Below are 19,862 nucleotides of genomic sequence, written 5' to 3' on the forward strand. Positions count from 1 at the left end.
TGCAGTGTTGCCCAACGACGCGCCAGAGGTTGCGCTGCAATGCCTGAGGGTGACCCAATTTAGCCAGCCGTCGTGCGGAGCAAACCGCTTGATAAAACGTGTGGTAGTCTGTCCCTGCTTCTAGATCCAGAATAGCGCTGTTCGCGTGGCCTTGCGACAGAATCGCATAAAGCCCAACGAAGCCATTTCCGACGGTGGGTGAGGGGCGATTCGCGAAGCGATCCCCACGGGAATCGCCCGTTTGTGGCACTGTACCCCATCGGCCCGCCGAAGGCCCATGACATCTAGAATGCCCAATTGGCTAGACGCAGCCTAGCAAGAAAAAGTTGCCAAGTGGCGGAATGCAAGTGACAGAATGCAAGTGACGAAATGACTAAATTAACGCTGGAGCGATATCAAATCTGGTTCTACCCGCTTGCCCTAATCAGCGGAGGTGTCTGGGGCTGGCAGAATGCTGAGCGGGCCCAGGGTCTAGAAATGCTGATTAACCTGGTTCTGGGAGTTCTGCTGTATACCACCTTCTGTCAGGTGCCGCTGACGCAGTTGCGAGAGGTCTTCCGAAGTCGGCGGTTTATGCTGGCGCTCATTGCTGCAAATTTCGTGCTTGTGCCTGGGGTGGTCTGGTTTCTCACCCACCTCTTGCTGAGCGATCCCAAGCTCCAGTTTGGTGTGCTGCTGGTGCTGCTAGTTCCATGCACCGACTGGTTCCTGACGTTTACTTATTTGGGAAAAGGCAATCTTAACTTGGCCATTGCGGCAACGCCAGTTTTGCTGCTGCTTCAAAGCCTGCTGCTGCCCGTGTATCTGTCCTTGTTTACCGGGAGCCTAATCCGCAGCGCGATTCATCCAGCCGACTTCCTAGACACGTTTATCAAACTGATTTTGCTGCCGATGGGGCTGGCTGCGCTGACGGAAACCTGGGCAAAACGGCACGCCGTTGGGCAACGCTGGCTGAGGCTGGCGGGCTGGCTGCCCATTCCGTTGTTAACCTTGGTTCTCTGGCTGATTGCTGCCTCCCAAGTGGGGAGTCTGGAGGGGGCGGAGATTCGGTCTTTGGGGCCGGTCATCCTCATTTTTGTGGTGTATCTCATCTTGGCGGGATATTTTGCCGTGGGGCTGGCGCGATGGCTGCAATTGGAGCGAACCGCAAGCCGCACGCTGGCATTTAGCATCGGGACTCGCAATTCTTTTGTGGTGCTGCCGTTTGCCCTGGCGCTGTCCGAGGATTGGTCGGTGGTCGTCACAATTGTGGTGATTCAGCCCCTAGTCGAGCTGGCGGGCATGATGGTTTATCTGTGGTGGGTGCCTGCTCGGTTGTTCAGAAGCCGCTCTCAAGAGGAGTTGTTTAACCCTCGCGGGTAATTTGAATCACGTTTTCGGTGACTTTCTCGAAGGTGTCGTCGTGGCTGATGACGAAGAGTTGGCGGAAGGACTTGAGATTGGCGATCGCCTCAGCCAGACTCTCGCGGCGGGGGCGATCCATATTGGTCGTTGGCTCGTCGAAGAAGGCCATGTCTAGATCTGCCACCACGCGCAGCAGGGCCAGCCGCACCGCCAGCGCCGCGCACATCTGCTCGCCCCCCGAAAGATTGATAAAGCGGCGGGTGTAGCCTCCCTCGCGCACCAGAATCTCGTATTCCGCCGTCCACTCTAGCGACAGGTTGGGGCGGTTCATTAGCTCTCGAAACAGGCGATCGCCCTCCTGAGATACCTGCTGCACATAGCGGGCGGTGATGCGGGGGCCCGCGTCTTTGTAGGTTTTGCGGGCAAAGACGACGAACTTATGGTTTTGCTTGCGCTGCTTCAGGTCGTGCTGGGCTTGGTCGCGCTGGGCGGCGATCGCCCCTAGTTCTGCCAGCTTGCGGTCTAGCTCTGCCAACAGTTGTCGCTGGGGCGGCAAGCCACCGCTGATTTGGTCTGCCTGGCTGCGTTTGGCGCTATAGTCGGCTTCGACCTGATGCCAGCGCTGCGGGTCATAGCGCTGTTGTAGTGCGTCCAGTTCTGCTTGTACCTGGGCCCGTTCGGCTTCCAGGGTCGCCACCTGGGCGATCGCCGCCTGAAGCTGCTGTTGCAGGCTGGGCAATGGTTCCGCCGTGGCTTGGGCTTGCAGAAAAAGCTGGTAGCCCGCCTGGTGCTGCTGGCGAATTGCGGTTTGCGTGTCTATCTGGGTTTCCAACTCGGCAAACTGGGCAAGCTGGGCCTCCAGTTGGGCGATCGCCGCTGCTGCGTCTGCCTGCGAGCTTTTCAGCCGCTCGTACTGCGCCTGGAGCGTTGGCTGCTGGGCCAGGTCTTGCTGCAAAAGCTGGCTGCGCCCCCGTGGATCGCCCAGGTCGCTGAGGGCTTGGATCAGGTGCGATCGCCGTTCTTTGGTGGCTGTTTCTGCCTGGAGGGCCTGCTGAAGCTGCTGGAGCCGCGACTGAGCCTGCTGCAACTCGCCCTGGAGCCGCTGCTGCTGCGCTTGCTGGGCGGGTAAATTGTCCACTTCCGCCCGCTGGCGATAGGCCGCGTCGATCGCCTTTTTCGTCTGCTGAATCTGTTTGCGAATTGCCTCTGCGTCGGTCTGTGCGGCCAGATCGGTCAGAATGGCTCGAATGTTGCTCAGTAGTTCCGAATTCAGGTCAATACCCTCTTGGAGCGCTTGCAGCACGGCATCTACGGCATCGGTTGCCAGCAGGGGCATTCCCGCCTGCATCTGGCGTAAGGTGTCTAGGGCGGCTGCGGCTTGTGCCCGATGGCGATCGCGCTGCTGCTCTGCCCCGGTTAGCAGGGTTTGCAACTCGCCCTCAAACTGGCGGGCCGCCTCGAGGCGGCTAAGTTGGGTTTGCAGGCGATCGCGCTGCTGCTCCAGGCTGGATACATCCGCCAAGTTCTCGGCCAACGCTTGCAGTCGCTGAAGGTCTTGGGCAAGTTCCGCCAGGTTTTCTTGCAGCTTTCCCTGTTGGGATAAGAGCGATCGCTCCTCTACCCGCATGGCCTGAAGCTGGTTCAGCGACTCCGCAACTGCGGCCTGCTGCGCTTCCAGTTCTGCCTGCTGCGCGATTCCCGGTTGGAGGGCTTGCAACTGCTGCTGTGCTTGCGCCAGGGCTTCCAGTTGCAGGTTCAGGCGGGTGAGTGCGGCTTGGCCGGCGGCCAGGGCTTTCTGCTGAGCATCACGCTGTTTGACCAGGGGCGATCGCTGTTTAAGCTGCTCGTTCAACTGCTTCAGCGTCGCCTCGGCCTGGAGATAGGCCGCATAGCTAGCTCGATGGACCTCGCACTGCGCCAGGGCAGCCTCCGCCTTTTGCACCGAGGTTTCTAGCACCTGGTTGGTCTGCTGCTGGGCTGCGATTTGCGTGGTCAGCGTTTGCAGCCGCAGTTCTGCCTGCTGCACCTGGTTCGCCAGGGCCGCTAGCGCCTCCTTCTCGGCTTGCAGGGTTGCGAGGTCTGCTTCTAGCTGGGTCAGCGTGGCCTCGGCCGTGGCGATCGCCTGGGTCACAGTCTGCTGGCGCTGCTGGGTCGCCCCCAAATCCTGAAGCGCTTCTTCATAGCGGGCGATGTCGCGCTCTAGAGCTTCGACCTCGCTTTTGGCATACTTTTCCAGCGACAGCATTTTCTGGTTTGCCTGTTTGTATTCCTCGACTTTGAGGATGCTGTCGAAGACGCGCTTGCGGTCTTCTGTCGCCTTCAAAAAGTCGGCGGTAAACGTCCCCTGGGGCACGCCGATGGTGTTGGCAAACAGTTGCGATAAATCCGTGCCGCCCGCCACGCCCAACTGTTGCCGCAGCCAGGGCAGCACCTCTGCCTCAAGGTTGCGATAGGGGAGCTTTTGCCCAAGCTGCGGGTCGTAAATGACGTAGCCTTTGGCGGTGCAGCGCTCGACTTCGTAGGTGCGCCCGTCCTGCCGCGAGACAAAGGCAACTCTTGCCTGGGCACTTTTTTCGCCGTTGCGAATCAGATCCTCTTTGCGATAGGGCCCCTGATAGGCAAACAGCGTCCAGGCGATCGCCTCCAAAATGCTCGTCTTGCCTGCCCCATTCTCTCCGCAAATCGCGTTTGTCCCCGGTTGAAACACCACATGGCGATCGCGATGGGATTTGAAATTGGTCAGGGTGAGGCTGAGGAGTTGCATGGTGGCAGCGGCGGGAAAAGAGAAATGCGGAGAAATGCGAAGGGAGAAACGCGAAGGGAGATATGCGAAGAAATATGGGACTGCGGGGAAACGAGGGCGGCTCTGATGAACCGGAAGCCAGGGAACCAGAAGCCAGGCCGGTTCCCCCGGCGCTAGAGATGAGAAGATGAGTCTTGTAGGGTGCTGGTGGGCGTAGCCGTAACGCACTGCCCCGCAAGGCTTTGATGCGTTCCGCTGGTGCTAACACATCCTACTGGATCTGCTAACACATCCTACTGGATCTGCGGAGGGTTCTGCCCATCGACTTTCAATAGCCATTGAAATGACTATTGAAATGGCCAGGATAAACCGCCAGGATCAGTGGTTAGTTCATTTGTTCACTTTAGCAGGGGTATCCCGAACCCCCCAACCCCTAGAATGCGCTCTTATTCTCTAATTGCCCCGGCCAAAATCAATCTTTATCTGGAAATCATTGGCGATCGCCCCGATGGGTATCACGAACTGGCGATGGTGATGCAGAGCGTGTCGCTGGCGGATTGGGTGGATCTGCGGGCAAATGGCATCGAGCAGTTTCGCCTCAGTTGCGACTCGCCGGAGATTCCCGCCGATGAGAACAATCTGGCGCACAAGGCGGCGGTGCTAATGGCGCAGCGGTTTCCCAAGGCCTACGCCCAGTTTGGCGGGGTGGATATGACGCTGCACAAGCGGATTCCTGTGGGCGCGGGGCTGGCGGGCGGCTCGACCAATGCGGCGGCGGTGCTGGTGGGGCTGGATCTGATGTGGGGGCTGGGTCTGACCCGGATGGAACTGCAAGAACTGGCGGCCGAGTTGGGGTCGGATGTGGCCTTTTGCATTGGCGGCGGAACGGCGATCGCCACGGGCCGGGGCGAACAGCTCGACCCGCTGCCCAGTGTGGATTATCTCTGGGTGGTGCTGGCAAAATATCGCAGCCTGCCCATTTCCACCGCCTGGGCCTACAAAACCTATCGCCAGCGGTTTGAAGGAACCTATGCCCGCGATACCGACTCGCTCCAGCAGCGGCTAGAGCGGGTTCACGCCGGGCCAATGGTGGGGGCGATCGCCCAGCGCGACGGCTCCAAAATTCCCGAACTGCTCTACAACGATTTCGAGCGTGTGGTTTTTCCCGACTATCCCAAGGTGGCGGCGCTAAAGCAGCAGTTGCTCGATCTGGGGGCGGCAGGGGCGCTGATGTCGGGGTCGGGATCAACGGTGTTTGGGCTGGCCCATTCCCAGGCGCGGGCCGAAGCGCTGACGGCGGCCCTGCGCGAACAGCAGCCCGACCCAGACTTGGAAATTTGGGTGGGCCAGTTGATTGCGAAAGGTATCCATTTGGCACCGTAATCCGAAATTTGGGGTATTAGATGGGTATGCAAGGAACAGCGCTGTCTGGCGCTCTCCATGCCCCCTTTAAGGAGTTGATCCATGTCCCAAGCCCAACCGTCGGCTGCATCCGAAGCGCCTGAAACCCGCTATCTTACCCCAGAGCAGGAATGTGACCTGGTGATGAAAGGCGGCATCACCAGCGGCATTGTCTATCCGCCCGCAATTTGCAAACTGGCCGGCGAGGGGAAGTATCGCTTTCGCAGCGTGGGGGGAACCTCCGCTGGGGCGATCGCCGCTGCGGTGACGGCCGCCGCCGAGTTTGGCCGGGAAACAGCCTGGGACGGACAGCCCAGCGGATTCGACCGACTCGACACGCTCAGTCAACAGCTTTGCCAAGAAGGATTCTTGCTCAGCCTGTTTCAGCCAGAACCGACGCTGAAACCGCTGATGGACGCGCTGATGGCGATTTTGGGCATCACGCCCGACCCCAAAACGGGCAAATCGGGCAGAGCCGCCAGCGCCCAAGGCTCGAAACCCAGAAAATCCTGGCTCCAGCGGATACAGGAATTGCTCGACATCACCCGCCGCACCAGCCCCGCCAGTGCCCGCAAGGGAACCCTCTGGGGACTGCTGGGTAGCGCGGTGCTGGCGCTGGTGCTGGGAACTCTGGCGGCGATCGCCTTTGGCATTGCAGGCTGGCTGACGGGCAACTCGGTGGCGCTGGGCGACTACCTGCTGGGGGTGGGCGTGCTGGCGGTGATGTTCATCGGGCTGGATCGGCTGCTGGGCGTGGGCACGCTGGCGGCGGGCGCGGTGGATTTGTACACGGCGCTGTTCAAAATGCTGCCCACCAATCTGTTTGGCATTTGCACCGGACATATGCCTGAAGCAAATGGGCCAGACCCCAACCCCATTGCGCTGACGGACTGGCTCAGCGTCAACATCAACAATCTGGCGGGGCTAGATCCAACCGGGCGACCGCTCACCTTTGGCGACCTGCGAAAGAAGCCCCTGCCAAACGGAGATCTGCCCGACTGCGATAACGGTAAATACAACATCGACCTGCGCGTGGTCACCTCCAATCTCAGCCACAATCGCCCCTACACCCTGCCCTTTGAACCCGACCATCGCTTTATTTTTAAGGCGGAGGAATTTAGCAAGCTGTTTCCCAGCAATGTGGTCAAGCATCTGGTCGAAAAGGCGGGGCAGCGGCCGCAGTATGACCTGCCAAAGGGCTATTACTTTCTGCCCGATCCCGACGATCTGCCTGTGGTAGTGGCAACGCGCATGAGCCTTAGCTTTCCGGTGCTGATTAGCGCGGTGCCGCTCTACACGGTGTCCCAGTCGTGCCTCAATCGCCACCAGCCGGGCGATGTGATCAGAGTAGACCTGACGAAAAATTCCAAAGATTTGCAGCAAAACTGGTTCAGCGATGGCGGCATTTGCAGCAACTTCCCGATTCACTTTTTTGACTCGTGGCTGCCCACGCGCCCAACCTTTGGCATCAACCTGGGGTCGGTGTCGGAAGATGCGCTGCAAGTCAGACCTGGATTTGGCACGGGCGCGACGCGCACGATCAATCCGGATTATCTGAGCGTCACGCCCAACTCGCCCAATTTGCAAGAAGAGCGATCGCAGGAAAGCGGCCGTGTGCTGAATCAGGATGTGTTTCTGCCGCGCCCCAACGATCGTCAGGCTCCCGAATGGGTCGATTTGCAGTCGAACCTGCTGGCCTTTGCGTGGCAAATGTTCCAGACCGCACAAAACTATCGAGACACCAGTCTGGCCGGGCTACCTGGCTATCGCGAACGAATTGCCCAGGTGCGCCTGGCCCACGACGAAGGCGGCCTCAACCTGGCAATGGACAAGGCTACGATTGAGGGCGTGATGAACAAGGGCAAAACCGCAGGCGATAAGCTCATTAAGGAGTTCAAGTTTGAGGATCACCAGTGGGTGCGGTTCCGGGTGCTGATGGGGCTATTGGAAGAACGGCTGACGCAGCTCGAAGCAGTCGCCTTTTCTACGAAAAAGTTCGACTATGAAACTCTGACAACCCACCACGCCAGCTATCCCTATGCCTATCCTGATGACATCCACGCCAAGAAGGCCAGGGAATGCGTTGAGCGGATGCGCCAGTCGGTGACGACTTTCTGGGCGTGTGCCCCTGCCCTAGATGAGAAGCTCCCTCAGCCAAAGACCGTGCTGCGGACGATGCCAGAACTTTAGAGCCGATGACGGGATGCGAGGAGGGGAGGAGGGTACCAGGACGCAAGTCTAAATTCCCATCCTCCCCTTCTCGTTCCATCCTGTAAGATCATCACTAGCAAGGCTCAAGTGAGGTTCGCGACATGGCAGAGATTAACCCTGTTCAAGAGACTGCTAAAAAGAAGCCTCTCCCCCTAGTGGCAGATGAGACACCGCCGACCCCCCTGCGCTGCTGGACGGGGGCTGCTATTTCAGGGGCGATCGCCACTGCGCTTTATTTCCTCACCGTTTCCATCCACAGCACCTTTGCTGCCAAGCCGCTGCCTGCGGGCAATTCCCTGGCAGTGAGCATTGGCTCGGCCGTGCGGACGCTGGTGCTGGGGATGAGCTGTCTGGCGCTGGTGACGTTTGGCATTGCGGCGGTGGGGCTGGTGGCGCTGGGGATTCAGCTTCTATTTCAGCCCAAGCAGTCGGATGCGTAGGGCGTTCTCCCAACTATGACCATTGGCATCTGGGTGCTGGGCGACCAGCTTTGGCAGAGGCAGGCGGCGCTGCAAAGCCGTGCTGAGCAAGCGGAAAACACGCCCGTCATCCTGATCGAGTCGCTGGGCTGGGTGCGGCTGCGTCCCTATCACAAGCAAAAGCTGGTGCTGGTGTGGTCTGCCATGCGCCACTTTGCGGCAGAACTGCGCGAGGCGGGCTGGCCCGTCACCTACGAAACCGCCGAAGATTTTGAGTCGCCGCTGGTGGGTTGGATCGAGGCGAACGGCATTACGGAACTGCGGGTGATGACACCGGGCGATCGCCCCTTCCTGCACCTCATCCAGTCCCTCAACTTGCCGTGCGATCTGAACCTGTTGCCCAATAACCACTTCCTCTGGCAAGATGGCGATTTTGCTGCCTGGGCCAAGGGTCGCAAGAACCTGCTGCTGGAATATTTCTATCGCGAAGGGCGGCAGCGCTTTGGTGTGCTGATGGAGGGCAAGCAGCCCGTCGGCGGCGCATGGAATTTTGATAAAGACAATCGCAAACCGCCCAAGGGCAAGCTGAACCCGCCCGCGCCGCTAGAATTTGAGCCGGACGCAATGACCCGTGAGGTGATGCAGCAAGTGCGGGAATTGGACTGCCCCACCTACGGAGAACTGGAGCCGTTTCGCTGGGGTGTGGGGCGATCGCACGCGCTGCAAGTCCTGGATCACTTCATCGCCACGCGCCTGCCCACCTTTGGCCCCTACCAGGACGCAATGGTGACGGGCGAAGACACCATGTGGCACGCGCTATTGTCGCCCTATTTGAACCTGGGGCTGCTGCGTCCGCTGGAGGTGATCCACGCCGCCGAACGCGCCTACCACAAACAAGCCCTCAGCCTCAGCAGTGTTGAAGGCTTCATCCGCCAAGTGCTCGGCTGGCGCGAGTATATGTACGGGCTATACCATCACGTCGAGGCAGACTACGCCCAGCGCAACTGGTTTCAGCATACTCAGCCGCTGCCCGCCTTCTTTTGGGACTCGACCCAGACCGACATGAACTGCCTCCGCCAAACCCTCCGCCAAGTCGAACGCACGGGCTACGCGCACCACATCCAGCGGCTGATGATCCTGGCGAACTTTTCGCTGATTGCTGGGTTCTCGCCGCAGGAAGTCGAAAACTGGTTTCACGCCGCCTTCATCGATGCCTACGACTGGGTGATGCAGACGAACGTCATTGGCATGGGACTCTTCGCCGATGGCGGCATCCTCGCCTCCAAGCCCTATGCCGCCTCCGCCAACTACGTCAACAAAATGAGCGACTATTGCAAAGGCTGTCGCTATGACCCCAAACAGCGCACGGGCAAAAACGCCTGTCCGTTCAACTTTTTCTATTGGGACTTCCTCGATCGCCACCGCGCCCAGCTAAAATCCCAGGGCCGCATCAACCTCATCCTCGCCAACCTCGACAAAATGCCCCCCGAAGAACTCCAAGCCATCCGCCAACACGCCAAAGGATGGCACGAGCAGCATTCTTATCTAGTTTAAATTGGCGGGCACCTCGAAAAATTCAGAACCTCTTGAGAATGGCTACGAGAAAACAAGGGTTTCAGACTTCTAAAATTCTCAATAAGGCAATTAATCGAGGTGCCCTATTGTTTGGGATGTTGTTCAAAACGAAATCCCTACACTGATTTCGGTGTTGAAATCGAGAATTCCTCCTGGATGCTAAGAGAGTGTGATGGGCGATCGCCCCCTAGATTCACTCCAAAGGTCTCTATGGTTTGATTTCATGGCGTAATCAACCGACCTACAATAAAAGCAAGTAAGTTTGAGGGAATCGAATGACACCCCAACTGATGATCCAGCCCTCCTCGTTTTTGCCGACTGGCATCCGCCTTTAGCCAGTCGGCAACTTTAGCCTGTTTCGCTTTACCGACGACCTGCAAAGCCGCCTGGAAACCCTCCTGGAAAAACAGAAAACCGACAGCCTCACCGCAGCCGAAACCGCAGAGTGGGCTGGCATTACCGACCTATCGAGAACCTTCACTTTGATCAACGCGCAACTGGCAGCCAGTCAAGCCACCGTCTGATTTGGGGCGGCAAATTCGTCTTTTGGCGGCGATCGCCTTCTTTCAGAAAAAAAGCTGTCGCTCGGCAAAGCCGCTGAACTTTCGGGGCTAAATCGTTTGTCTTTTATGGATCTGCTGGTTGAGAGGAATATTGTTGTCTTCGACTACGATGAGTCGGCCCTTGCTACAGACTTGGCTGGCATCGGTGAATATAGATTTCACCAGCGGATCAATTAACTCGTCGGGAATGCGGTTTTGCTCAATGTAGCGGTTGATTTCTGCTGGATGGTCGCTGTAGTAGGTCAACGCGCTGAAGACCTGCGCTAACGTCAGGTGCGGCATCCCGACGGGAATCTCCTCTGGCGCGACGCCCATCCGCCATGTTTCGGCGATCGCCCTCGTCGAAGTCCGCGTTTCCCAAATATTGACCCCTGACTCAGAATTTCGTCACCTCGGACGATCTCGGACAGTATACGGATAGTTCGTTGCGCGAACTATTGCCCCTTCTCCAAGCCCACGCTATCCACCGTATCGGACACGATAGCTGAGTGGGTCTATAATCGTCTCCACCGACAGATCGTTAATTGATCCAACTGATAGACCCAGCATTTCGGTGGCTTGTGGCATAGTTCGGGTGTCGGGGACATAGACCCGGAAACAGACCGCTGTTCTAAAGCCCTGACCCCCACCTCTACCCCCTGTTCTCGTTGCTCATGTCCATCCACACACCTGACTGGGTAAAACACGCCGTTTTCTACCAAATCTTTCCTGATCGGTTTGCCCGCAGCAGCCAGCTTCATCCGGTATTTAGCTCGGCTGCGCTAGAGCCGTGGGACGCACCGCCCACCTTCCACGGCTATAAGGGCGGCGACCTCTGGGGCGTAGTCGATCAGCTTGACTATTTGCAAAATCTGGGCGTTACGGCTATCTACTTTACGCCCGTGTTCCAGTCTGCCAGCAACCACCGCTATCACACCCACGACTACTATCAGGTCGATCCGCTGCTGGGGGGCAATGAGGCACTAGAGAAGCTGCTCACCTCTGCCCACAGCCAAGGCATTCGTATTTTGCTGGATGGCGTGTTCAATCATTCCAGCCGGGGATTTTTCTTTTTTAACGATATTTTGGAAAACGGGTCGCGATCGCCCTGGGTAGACTGGTTCCGCATTCACGACTGGCCGCTCTCGGCCTACGACGACGAAAAGCCTGCCAACTATGCAAGCTGGTGGGGGCTGCGGGCGCTGCCCCAGTTTAACCACGACAACCCTGCCGTGCGGGAATACCTGATGCAAATTGGCGAATACTGGATCAAGCGGGGCGTAGACGGCTGGCGGCTGGATGTGCCCAATGAGATTAAAGCCGATGGGTTCTGGCAGGAATTTCGCGATCGCGTCAAAGCGGTCAACCCCGAAGCCTATATTGTCGGCGAGATCTGGGAAGATGCACGGCACTGGCTGGATGGTACGCAGTTCGACGGCGTGATGAATTATTTGTTCACTGCGCCGACGATTGCGTTTGCGGCGGGCGATCGCGTGGATTTGCCCCTGGTGGAAAATCGCTCCTATCGTCCCTATCCGGCGCTGGATGCCGTAGGCTATGCCGCCAAAATCCAGGAACTGCTTGACCTTTATCCCTGGGAGATTCACCTAACGCAGTTGAACCTGCTGGATAGCCACGACACGGCCCGGCTGATTTCGATTGCTCAGGGCGATCGCGACAGCGTGAAGCTTGCGACCCTGCTGCTGCTCACCTTTCCCGGTGCGCCCAGCATTTACTATGGCGACGAGGTGGGGCTACCGGGTGGCAGCGACCCCGACTGTCGGCGCGGCTTCCCCACCCCCGACCAGTGGGATCGCGACGCGCTGGCCTATCACCGCGAACTAATCGCCCTGCGCCACAGTCATCCGGCCCTCCGCACGGGCGACTATCGCATCCTCGCCGCCGTGGGGCATTGCTACGTCTTCTCGCGCACGCTGGGCCAGGACTCGCTGCTGGTCGCCGTCAACGCTGGCCTCGACCCCGCCGAAGTCACCCTCACCGCCGACACCCTGCCCACCAATCCTGTCGATCGCCACCTCTGGGGTGCAGGCGAGTTTCACATTACAGAAGGTCAGTTGACCCTGCGGCTGCCGGGGCGATCGGGGCTGGTGTTGGGGTGATGATGAGCTGGTGTTGGGGTGATGATGAGATCGTGGGATGATGAAAAACGGATGATGAAAAACTGAAATGATCTGAAGCATTCCCTGACCCCCTCATGGACGTAATCCCTGCTATTGACCTCCTCGACGGCCGCTGTGTGCGGCTTTATCAGGGCGACTATGCCCAGTCGGAGGTGTTTCATGATGATCCGGTGTTGGTGGCGCAGGAGTGGGTGGCGCAGGGCGCAACGCGGCTGCATCTGGTAGATCTGGATGGAGCCAAGGCGGGGCATGTGGTGAATGGGGACGTGATTGAGGCGATCGCCCGCTCGGTGTCGATTCCGGTCGAGGTGGGGGGCGGCTTGCGCGATCGCCAAAGTGTGGCGGAGGTGCTGGGGCTGGGCGTGCGCTGGGCCATTTTGGGCACGGTGGCTGTGGAAAATCCCGATTTGGTCGCGCAACTGTGCCAGGAGTTTCCGGGGCAAATCATCGTCGGCATTGATGCCCGAAACGGCAAGGTGGCCACTCGCGGCTGGCTAGAAACCTCAGAAGTAGACGCAATTCCCCTGGCGCAGCAGATGGCCGACCTGGGCGCAGCCGCCATCATCTATACCGATATCCACCGCGACGGCACGCTGCAAGGGCCCAACCGCGAGGCGCTGCGAGAACTGGCCAATGCCATTGCGATTCCTGTGATTGCCTCTGGCGGCATTAGCTCGACCAGCGACCTGATGGGGCTGATGGCACTGGAGCCGATGGGGGTGACGGGGGCGATCGTGGGGCGGGCGCTCTACACGGGCGCATTGTCGCTCCGGGATGCGGTTCGTGCCGTGGGCCAGGGCCGCTGGCAGGATGTGCCTCCCGACCTCGGCTTCTCAACCTTTGCCTGATTGCCCGATCGCCCGTCTCGCCCTGTCCCCCGATGCTGCCTTCTGACCTGCTGATCCACCGACCCCGCGGCGAAAGCCTAGAGCCGAAACGATTGGCGCTGAATGACCCAAATCGGGCGATCGCCATCGACCTGATCGACCAGTTCCAGCAGCACGTTGGCAAAACCCAGGGCGAATTGGACGGCCAACTCCGCGAAATGGAAGGCGAAGAAACGGATTTCAAGGTCAAGCGGGGACTGGCGCACCTGCTCAAAAGTGAGGCCTTCAGCACCTTTGAAATTGTCAGCCCCCTAGAGCCAGGACAACTGCGAGAGCGTGTCTTTGCTATAGCGGCGCAGCGCGTCCCCTCGCCCCCAGCCACCGAACAAACCCTCCAAACCTTGGCGGCCCAACTCAGCGCCGAGCTAGAGCGCGAAGTCTTCCCCGACCACATTCGCGCCGGACTCTATGCCGACCTGTCCGAAAACCGCATCCTCAGCCGCTTTGAGCCGCCCACGCCCGATGCCCTCCTGCACCGCTACAACCTGTCTCAGGTGCAGGGCGTGTTTTATAAAGCCAGCCACCTCATCCTCACTGCCCATCGCAACGATCCCGGCGAATACAAGCTGCTGTTTCGCTATCTCAAGCTCTTTGGGCTAATGGCCTACATCGAGGGCGACGCGGATCACGGCTTCACCATCACCATCGACGGGCCCGCCAGCCTGTTTGGCAATAGCACCCGCTACGGCACCGACATTGCCAAGCTGCTGCCTGCTCTGCTGCACGTCACCAAATGGAGCCTGAACGCTGAACTGCAATGGCGCGACACTTACACGGGCGAAGTGCGGCCGCGCCGCTTTGCGCTGGATTCCGACTGCGGACTGGTGAGCCATTATCCACCGGGCAAACCCTACGACAGTATGCTGGAGTCTGCCTTTGCCGAACGCTGGGATGCCCTGAAAACCGACTGGCGACTGGAGCGCGAGGTAGACCTGATCCCGATTCCCGGCAGCGTGATGATTCCGGACTTTCGGCTGGTGCATCCTGACGGGCGATCGGTACTGCTGGAAATTGTCGGCTACTGGCGACCAGAGTATCTCCGCAAAAAGTTTTCGCAGGTGCGGCAGTCGGGCTGCGAGAACCTAATCCTGGCGATTTCCGAACGGCTGAATCTGGAAAAAGCGGGGGTGAAGCCGCAGGACGCACCCGCCCGCATCGTCTGGTTCAAAGACAAGCTCCAGCCCAAAGCGGTGCTGGCGGCCCTCGAAGAGAGCAGCCCTTAGCCTACAGATCCAGATCGGGTACTATTTCTACAGTTGCCAGTTACGAGTTCTATAGTTGTCAGTTACGAGAGCATCAATCTCGATTTCAATCCCTGGAAGGGATGTGGGGGTTTTGCGACCTGCTGAATCGGCTGTCCACCAAGCTCTAGGAGCCGTTTCAATCCCTGGAAGGGATTTTTGGGTTTTGCGACAAAAATATAGCTCTACGCAGTCACGTCAGGATATTTTCTAAAAGCAGCATCAACATAATCACGAAAGTTATCAGACTCATCTCAGCGTTGCCGCATCGCACTTATACTCATCGCAAAAGCGAGATGCACTCTACGAATGCTCTGTTCTTCAGGAATGCCCAAGTCGTAAAGGTAGCTGCGGCTGGCGGTAAACCACGACTGGATCCGCGATCGCATCGATACCTGTAACAAAGCGCTGAATTTGCTCAAAGACGCGGGTCAGATCAACGAAGCCTTAGAGCTAGCCCAGTTGCTCCTAGAACGAAGCGAACTGAGCCACCCGCTGCGTCAAGAAATTGAGCGCTGGGTCAACCAGCCCACCGCCCCCTTGGCGCACTGACCTCGATCGCTGCATTCGGCTGCACCGACCCTTTAAGCTGGTCTATCAAGATGCTGCCGATCGCCTGTGGAACTTTACTGTACGCCACGCCAAGATCGAGCGCCACGAAGATCGCCAATATCTCGACTGCTGGTGCGATCTTTAGTTTGGACTAACTGGCATCACAATAATGCTCAACAGGATGCCATAAAGAATCTGCTCAACCGTTCATAACAGTTGAACTTAAGGAATTGGATACAATCCTGCTCGCAGTTAAGCTGCTGTTGCAACCGGACTGTTCAGGGATTGTTCGGATGTCTTGCGTTTCGAGGCTCGTTTTTTGACCATCGGATAGCAGGGACGAGGAGTTGGCTTGTGCCCCTTGCCTCGTCCTGGCGATTTACCACGAGGTTTAGGCGCAGGAGCAGGGGTGCCAATCGCTGCCAAAATGCCTGCAAACGCTTGTGCGACCCGACCCGGAGTCAACGTTTCTTGCGGTGCCTGCCAGGGCAAGGGGTGGTCAGTACAGTCCTTTCGCGCTAACCACAACTGCCAACTGAGCAACGGCATCAGGCTGCTCCACTGTTCGGTTGCCGATACAGAACTGAACTGGGGATGTGTCCAATATAGCCTCTGCTTGGCAAAGCGATACCAGTGTTCAATGGCAAAGCGACGGAGGTAGTGCAACCACAGGGTTTCTAACGGAGGCATCTGCTCACCCAGCCAAACTAACCACAAAGGAGCCAAGCGTCGCGTGCTGCTCTGTGTCTCCAGCACCTCCACGCGCAACACTTCCATTGCCCGTTTGGGGATTTGCGGAAATGGTATGCACTCCAACGACTGACCCGCACTCGTCCCCAGTTGGGATCATCGACTTCAACGGTTTCGACCGGGACACTCCAAGTGTCAGGGTCATTGAGTTTCATCTTATGTCCATGCTTGGCAGGTGCGCCTCGCCCTCGATACGCTGGGGGCGCGCCATAGACACATCGATTGGATGTAACCCGCAGCAGCAAGTCTGCCTCAATCCCTGCCGTTTGGTTGACAAAACTGGCATTGCCGTACCCTCGGTCGTAGATCGCCAACGGACGCACCGCTAACTGCCGAGTCACTTGTTTGAGTTGGAATGCCGCTTTACTGGCGGGTGTTTCAAAGCTGGTGATGCGCTCATGCCGCAATGGTAATGCCCAACTGCCCCTGTCTTCAGCAATCCAGGCTAAGGTACTGTAGTTTTGTCCGGCTATCGGGGCATGTCCTGTTCTGCCTGATAAGGTGCGGTCTTTCAAACGCCTGGCAGCAGGACGGTTCCACCGACTCGCATCACCTGCCAACAACGGTTGCTGCTGAGTCGGTATCTGCTGCACCAACAGCTTCAGCACCTTTGATCGGGGTAGGCGGCTATCGCGCAACGCTTCATAGGGGCTCGACCACTGGCGACGAAAGACAGGACTCTGCGATAGCCTCACAAACGACACGATGCACGCACTCACTAACACGGCATCCATCAGATCAAACAGGGCATCTCTGGCGTTTCCCAAGCTGGCATACAACGTTTGGCGAAATTGCTGAAGTTCGTTGAAAATCATGGGGTCAATGTTGGTTGTACTTCATTGACCTTACGGCAGTCGGTGCTTCTCATTGACTGCCTTCCTCTTCACCATTAGTCCAAACTAAAGTGCGATGAGACAGAGGGGAACCAGGATATTGAACCACTGCGGCACAATCGGTCATTGCGGCTGGATCGAATCCCGGATGAAGCCGTCATTGCTCCTGCCGACGGTCAATGGCAACCAGAGTTAAGCCACATCGAGATTGAGCTTCATCTGAGGCGGGGGCTGGCTCTTGGCTATCGCACAAAAACGGGGGCGGATCTGACCAACGAGTGGCTGCCTGAGCAGCAAATTCGACGAGTTGTTCGCCGCATTCACAACACGTTCTGGTTCTTTCGCGAGGTACGACGCTATGGCTCTGAGTGTGTGATTGTGTCGCCAGAGGCAGTGCGCGATCGCTTTAAGCAAGAACTCCTGGACATGATTGAGCAATACAATGCCGACTAACCCAGCCATGTTAAGTGGCGATCGCCCCAACGAGCAACAGATACTCGCTATGAATTGGTGAATGGAGCGCTGGTCGAAATGCCCCCCGAATCTGAAGCAAACAACGATATTGCCCGCAAGCTGTTGTTTGAATTTGCGAAACACCTGCCTATCGCTCTTTTAGCCTATAAAGATACAGAAATTGAAGTGACCGGGCGGCAGGCCACAGCGCGGATTCCCGATCTACTGGTGCATACGGAGGAGTCAAAGGCGGCTATGGTGGGTGCCTCCCGCGCCACCATTACCCGCGACATGCCGCCCCCGGCGCTGGTGGTGGCAGTGGTTAGCCCTGGTCAGGTCAATCGTGACCGCGACTATCGCCACAAACGCACCGAGTACGCGGCTCGCGGCATCGCGGAATATTGGATTGTCGATCCCGAAACCCGACAGGTGACGCTGTGCCTCTGGGTCAATGGTCAGTACGAAGACCGGGTTTACGGCGAGGCAGAATCCATTCAATCGACGGTTGTGCCCGTCTTTTCGCTCACTCCTGCGGAAATTTTTGGTTGAGTGGGGTGTGCCCCCATAATCAGAATATGCCTGGCACGTCTCCATACAGATGGCGCTCAGTAACAAAGCCTTGATTCATAAACAGAAATGGGGCTGACCTCGGCAAGACAGCGACCGTCGGGTGTCTGGTTGGGGTCAGATAAGAACTGGTTGGGGTCAGATAAGAAATCGAGGGCGATCGCTACTCGGCAGGCGGCAACACGAACTGAGGAAATAAATCAGTGGTGCAGCTCGTGTTAGGGACTTGGGTGGGATTATTCACAAATGCCACACCAATATCCTTCGCGCACTGGGAGGCGACGATCACCCCGTGGCCCGTGCTGGAAAACTCCACAAAGGTGCCATTGCGCAGCCCCGCCATTACCCCGATGCCCATTTCGGTGTTGGTTTGCACGTCGTAGCGGCCTTGCAGCACCAGGGTAGGGATGCTGCTGTTTACCGGGGCATGTTCCCTCGCCGGGGCGGGTTCGACGGGCCAAAAGGAGCAGAGGTCGTAGGCTTGCTGGGCAGCCGCCACCCGCCCGATGCCGAGCTGGGGCATCAGCATGGCCTCGTAGTTGGCCTGGGTTTGGGCCGGGTCGCTAAAGGGCACCAGTTCGCGGCAGTCTAAACTGCGAAACATGCCCGTGGTGATACCGGCATCGACCCCGGAGAAGGAATCGGTGAGGGCCGAGACCACGTCGTACACGTGGCGCACCTCTACCTCAGACATGGCCTGAAGGGCGGCGGTGGGGCTGGCGGCGGTGTCGCCCTCAAATTCTTCGGCCACAAAGGCGAGCAGGGTTTCTCGGTTGCGGGGGGCATCGGTATAGCCCACCCCCAGGAGGTTGACCAGCAGCAGCACCCCCTCCGAGTCGGGCAGGGTGTTGGCAATGGATTGAATCTGCTGTACCCAGCGGCTGGCGGGGCGGCTGGTCTCGGCGGCAGTGGCCCTGGCCCGCAAAATATCCTCCGCCTTGGCCTCAAAATCGCGGGCTTGCAGGCGGTAGGCCTCGGGCGAAGATTCAAAGGCGGGTGGGTTGGCCGCGCTGCTGAACAGCGCCCCGGTAATCACCCCGGCAAAGGTGGTGGTGATACCCTGCTCCAGCTCTTGGACAATCAGCGGCACATAGGGGGCCATCTGGCCGGGGTAGTTGTTCATCAGTGTGATCAGCGTGGCAAACTCGGCGGCGGAGACGCGCTCGATGGGGGTGGTTAGTGGCCTCAGGGGGGTGATGGGTTCGGCCAGGGGCAGAGGGGATTGGTCGAGCTGGTTGAGCAGGGCGACGGTGCGCTGGGTCAGGTTGGGGTAGGCGGCCCCGCAGGCGGCATCGGCCTCGCAGTCTGCCACCAGGTTGAGAAAGCTGACCTCCAGGTCACGGACGATCGCTTCATACTTGTTGGCCTGCATGGGCACCGTCGAGTCAAGCACCACGCTGCGCACCCGGTCGGGGTGGTTGGCCATAATTCGCTGGGCCAGGTAGGTGCCGTAGGAAATGCCGTAGAGGTTGATCGAGCCGTAGCCCAGGGCGGCGGTCAGGTTCACCACGTCCTGGGCGCTGTTGGGGGTGTTGTAGTTGCTGAGGTCGTTGCCGTGGTTTTCTAAAAGGCGGGCGCAGAGGTCGAAGGCGGCATAGAGCGTGATCAGATCGTCACTGGCATTGGGAAAGCGCGATCGCATTCGCGCCTGCAGCGGATCGAGCGTGCCCGCGTATGGGCTATTGGGGTCTAGAAGCACTTTGGTGGCGGCCAATACCGCCGGGGCACAGCCCAACCGATTGGAGAATTGCGTACCCCGCTGGTCGAGCACGATGATGTCGCGGGTTTGGCGCAGGGGTTCGTAGATGTTCACCCGCGTTGCCAAGGAGCTGGATTCGATGGTGCTGCCCCCCCGGCCCGCCCCGCAGATCCATCACTGGGTCTGGCGCAGGGGAAAGGCTGCGGCTGTGCAGCACGGCATAGGTGAGGTCGATCTGGCGACCGTTGGGCTCGGCGTAGTTTTCCGGCACGGTGAAGATGCCGCAGGTGATGGTTTTGCCTTCAATTTCGTTGGGGGGCAGCACCGTGGGGCAGGGGATGACGGTGGGGTAGCGCGGGGTTTGGGCGAGCGCGGGAATCTGAGCAGCGAGGGCAGCGGCGAGGGAGAGGAGGGGGAGGGAGAGGTTGCGGTGCATGGGTTTTATGGGGGTAGAGGGGGTGAGGGGTGGGGGAGATGGGGAGGATAGGGAAGGGTGGGGTGGGT

15 protein-coding genes and 2 pseudogenes are annotated in these 19,862 nt (G+C 58.6%); 12 read left to right on the top strand and 5 right to left on the bottom strand.

From position 1 onward, the window contains the following. Nucleotides 1-369 precede the first annotated feature (369 nt). Nucleotides 370-1,362, top strand: a complete 993-nt coding sequence (locus tag JTM80_RS12885; RefSeq protein ID WP_205369554.1) for an arsenic resistance protein — start codon at nt 370-372, stop codon at nt 1,360-1,362. On the opposite strand, the gene JTM80_RS12890 is transcribed toward JTM80_RS12885, so the two are convergent. Further along, nucleotides 1,346-4,108, bottom strand: a complete 2,763-nt coding sequence (locus JTM80_RS12890) for an AAA family ATPase (RefSeq protein WP_205369555.1) — start codon at nt 4,106-4,108, stop codon at nt 1,346-1,348. The genes JTM80_RS12885 and JTM80_RS12890 overlap by 17 nt on opposite strands. Nucleotides 4,109-4,525: 417 nt before the next feature. On the opposite strand from JTM80_RS12890, the gene ispE reads away from it, so the two are divergent. The 5 genes from ispE (at nt 4,526) to JTM80_RS23475 (ending at nt 10,433) form a co-directional block, all read left to right on the top strand. Beyond that, nucleotides 4,526-5,470, top strand: coding sequence for a 4-(cytidine 5'-diphospho)-2-C-methyl-D-erythritol kinase (gene ispE, locus JTM80_RS12895; protein ID WP_172356020.1), 945 nt, complete (start codon nt 4,526-4,528; stop codon nt 5,468-5,470). A gap of 81 nt (nt 5,471-5,551) precedes the next feature. Continuing rightward, nucleotides 5,552-7,678 carry a patatin-like phospholipase family protein gene (locus tag JTM80_RS12900; RefSeq protein ID WP_205369556.1) on the top strand — a complete coding sequence of 709 codons (2,127 nt, stop codon included), beginning with the start codon at nt 5,552-5,554 and terminating at the stop codon, nt 7,676-7,678. Between the two features lie 122 nt (nt 7,679-7,800). Further along, nucleotides 7,801-8,139: a DUF3082 domain-containing protein gene (locus tag JTM80_RS12905; RefSeq protein ID WP_172356016.1), complete on the top strand. Its 339-nt coding sequence runs from the start codon at nt 7,801-7,803 to the stop codon at nt 8,137-8,139. Between the two features lie 15 nt (nt 8,140-8,154). Beyond that, a complete protein-coding gene (locus JTM80_RS12910) occupies nt 8,155-9,672 on the top strand; it encodes a cryptochrome/photolyase family protein (protein ID WP_172356014.1) in 1,518 nt (505 codons plus the stop codon). Between the two features lie 650 nt (nt 9,673-10,322). Next, nucleotides 10,323-10,433: a hypothetical protein gene (locus JTM80_RS23475; RefSeq protein WP_315874811.1), complete on the top strand. Its 111-nt coding sequence runs from the start codon at nt 10,323-10,325 to the stop codon at nt 10,431-10,433. On the opposite strand, the pseudogene JTM80_RS23480 reads toward JTM80_RS23475, so the two are convergent. Next, a pseudogene (locus JTM80_RS23480) lies at nt 10,410-10,669 on the bottom strand (DUF433 domain-containing protein); the annotation flags it as partial. The gene JTM80_RS23475 and the pseudogene JTM80_RS23480 sit on opposite strands and share 24 nt — an antisense overlap. 240 nt (nt 10,670-10,909) lie before the next feature. Here JTM80_RS23480 and JTM80_RS12920 point away from each other — a divergent pair. The 4 genes from JTM80_RS12920 (at nt 10,910) to JTM80_RS23600 (ending at nt 15,201) form a co-directional block, all read left to right on the top strand. Continuing rightward, nucleotides 10,910-12,355 (top strand): glycoside hydrolase family 13 protein, encoded by a 1,446-nt coding sequence (locus JTM80_RS12920; RefSeq protein ID WP_205369558.1) that lies wholly within the window; start codon nt 10,910-10,912, stop codon nt 12,353-12,355. A gap of 95 nt (nt 12,356-12,450) precedes the next feature. Further along, a complete protein-coding gene (hisA, locus tag JTM80_RS12925) occupies nt 12,451-13,224 on the top strand; it encodes a 1-(5-phosphoribosyl)-5-[(5-phosphoribosylamino)methylideneamino]imidazole-4-carboxamide isomerase (RefSeq protein ID WP_172356010.1) in 774 nt (257 codons plus the stop codon). Between the two features lie 32 nt (nt 13,225-13,256). Then, nucleotides 13,257-14,486 (top strand): DUF790 family protein, encoded by a 1,230-nt coding sequence (locus JTM80_RS12930; RefSeq protein WP_172356008.1) that lies wholly within the window; start codon nt 13,257-13,259, stop codon nt 14,484-14,486. 526 nt (nt 14,487-15,012) lie between these two features. After that, nucleotides 15,013-15,201, top strand: a complete 189-nt coding sequence (locus tag JTM80_RS23600; protein WP_205369559.1) for a hypothetical protein — start codon at nt 15,013-15,015, stop codon at nt 15,199-15,201. Nucleotides 15,202-15,308: 107 nt separating this feature from the next. Here JTM80_RS23600 and JTM80_RS12940 read toward each other — a convergent pair. Then, nucleotides 15,309-16,621: pseudogene (locus JTM80_RS12940) on the bottom strand (NF041680 family putative transposase). Between the two features lie 144 nt (nt 16,622-16,765). Here JTM80_RS12940 and JTM80_RS12945 point away from each other — a divergent pair. Further along, nucleotides 16,766-17,092: a WYL domain-containing protein gene (locus JTM80_RS12945; RefSeq protein ID WP_225906622.1), complete on the top strand. Its 327-nt coding sequence runs from the start codon at nt 16,766-16,768 to the stop codon at nt 17,090-17,092. A 78-nt stretch (nt 17,093-17,170) separates the two neighbouring features. Continuing rightward, a complete protein-coding gene (locus JTM80_RS12950) occupies nt 17,171-17,641 on the top strand; it encodes a Uma2 family endonuclease (protein ID WP_315874812.1) in 471 nt (156 codons plus the stop codon). A 181-nt stretch (nt 17,642-17,822) separates the two neighbouring features. Here JTM80_RS12950 and JTM80_RS12955 read toward each other — a convergent pair whose 3' ends face one another. After that, nucleotides 17,823-19,430, bottom strand: coding sequence for an alpha/beta hydrolase (locus tag JTM80_RS12955; protein ID WP_255548928.1), 1,608 nt, complete (start codon nt 19,428-19,430; stop codon nt 17,823-17,825). Continuing rightward, nucleotides 19,339-19,794 carry a hypothetical protein gene (locus JTM80_RS22760; RefSeq protein ID WP_225906623.1) on the bottom strand — a complete coding sequence of 152 codons (456 nt, stop codon included), beginning with the start codon at nt 19,792-19,794 and terminating at the stop codon, nt 19,339-19,341. Before JTM80_RS22760 ends, JTM80_RS12955 begins: the two co-directional genes overlap by 92 nt. Between the last annotated feature and the right edge of the window lie 68 nt (nt 19,795-19,862).

The organism is Thermoleptolyngbya sp. PKUAC-SCTB121 (assembly GCF_016919485.1).
Classification (GTDB): domain Bacteria; phylum Cyanobacteriota; class Cyanobacteriia; order Elainellales; family Elainellaceae; genus Thermoleptolyngbya; species Thermoleptolyngbya sichuanensis.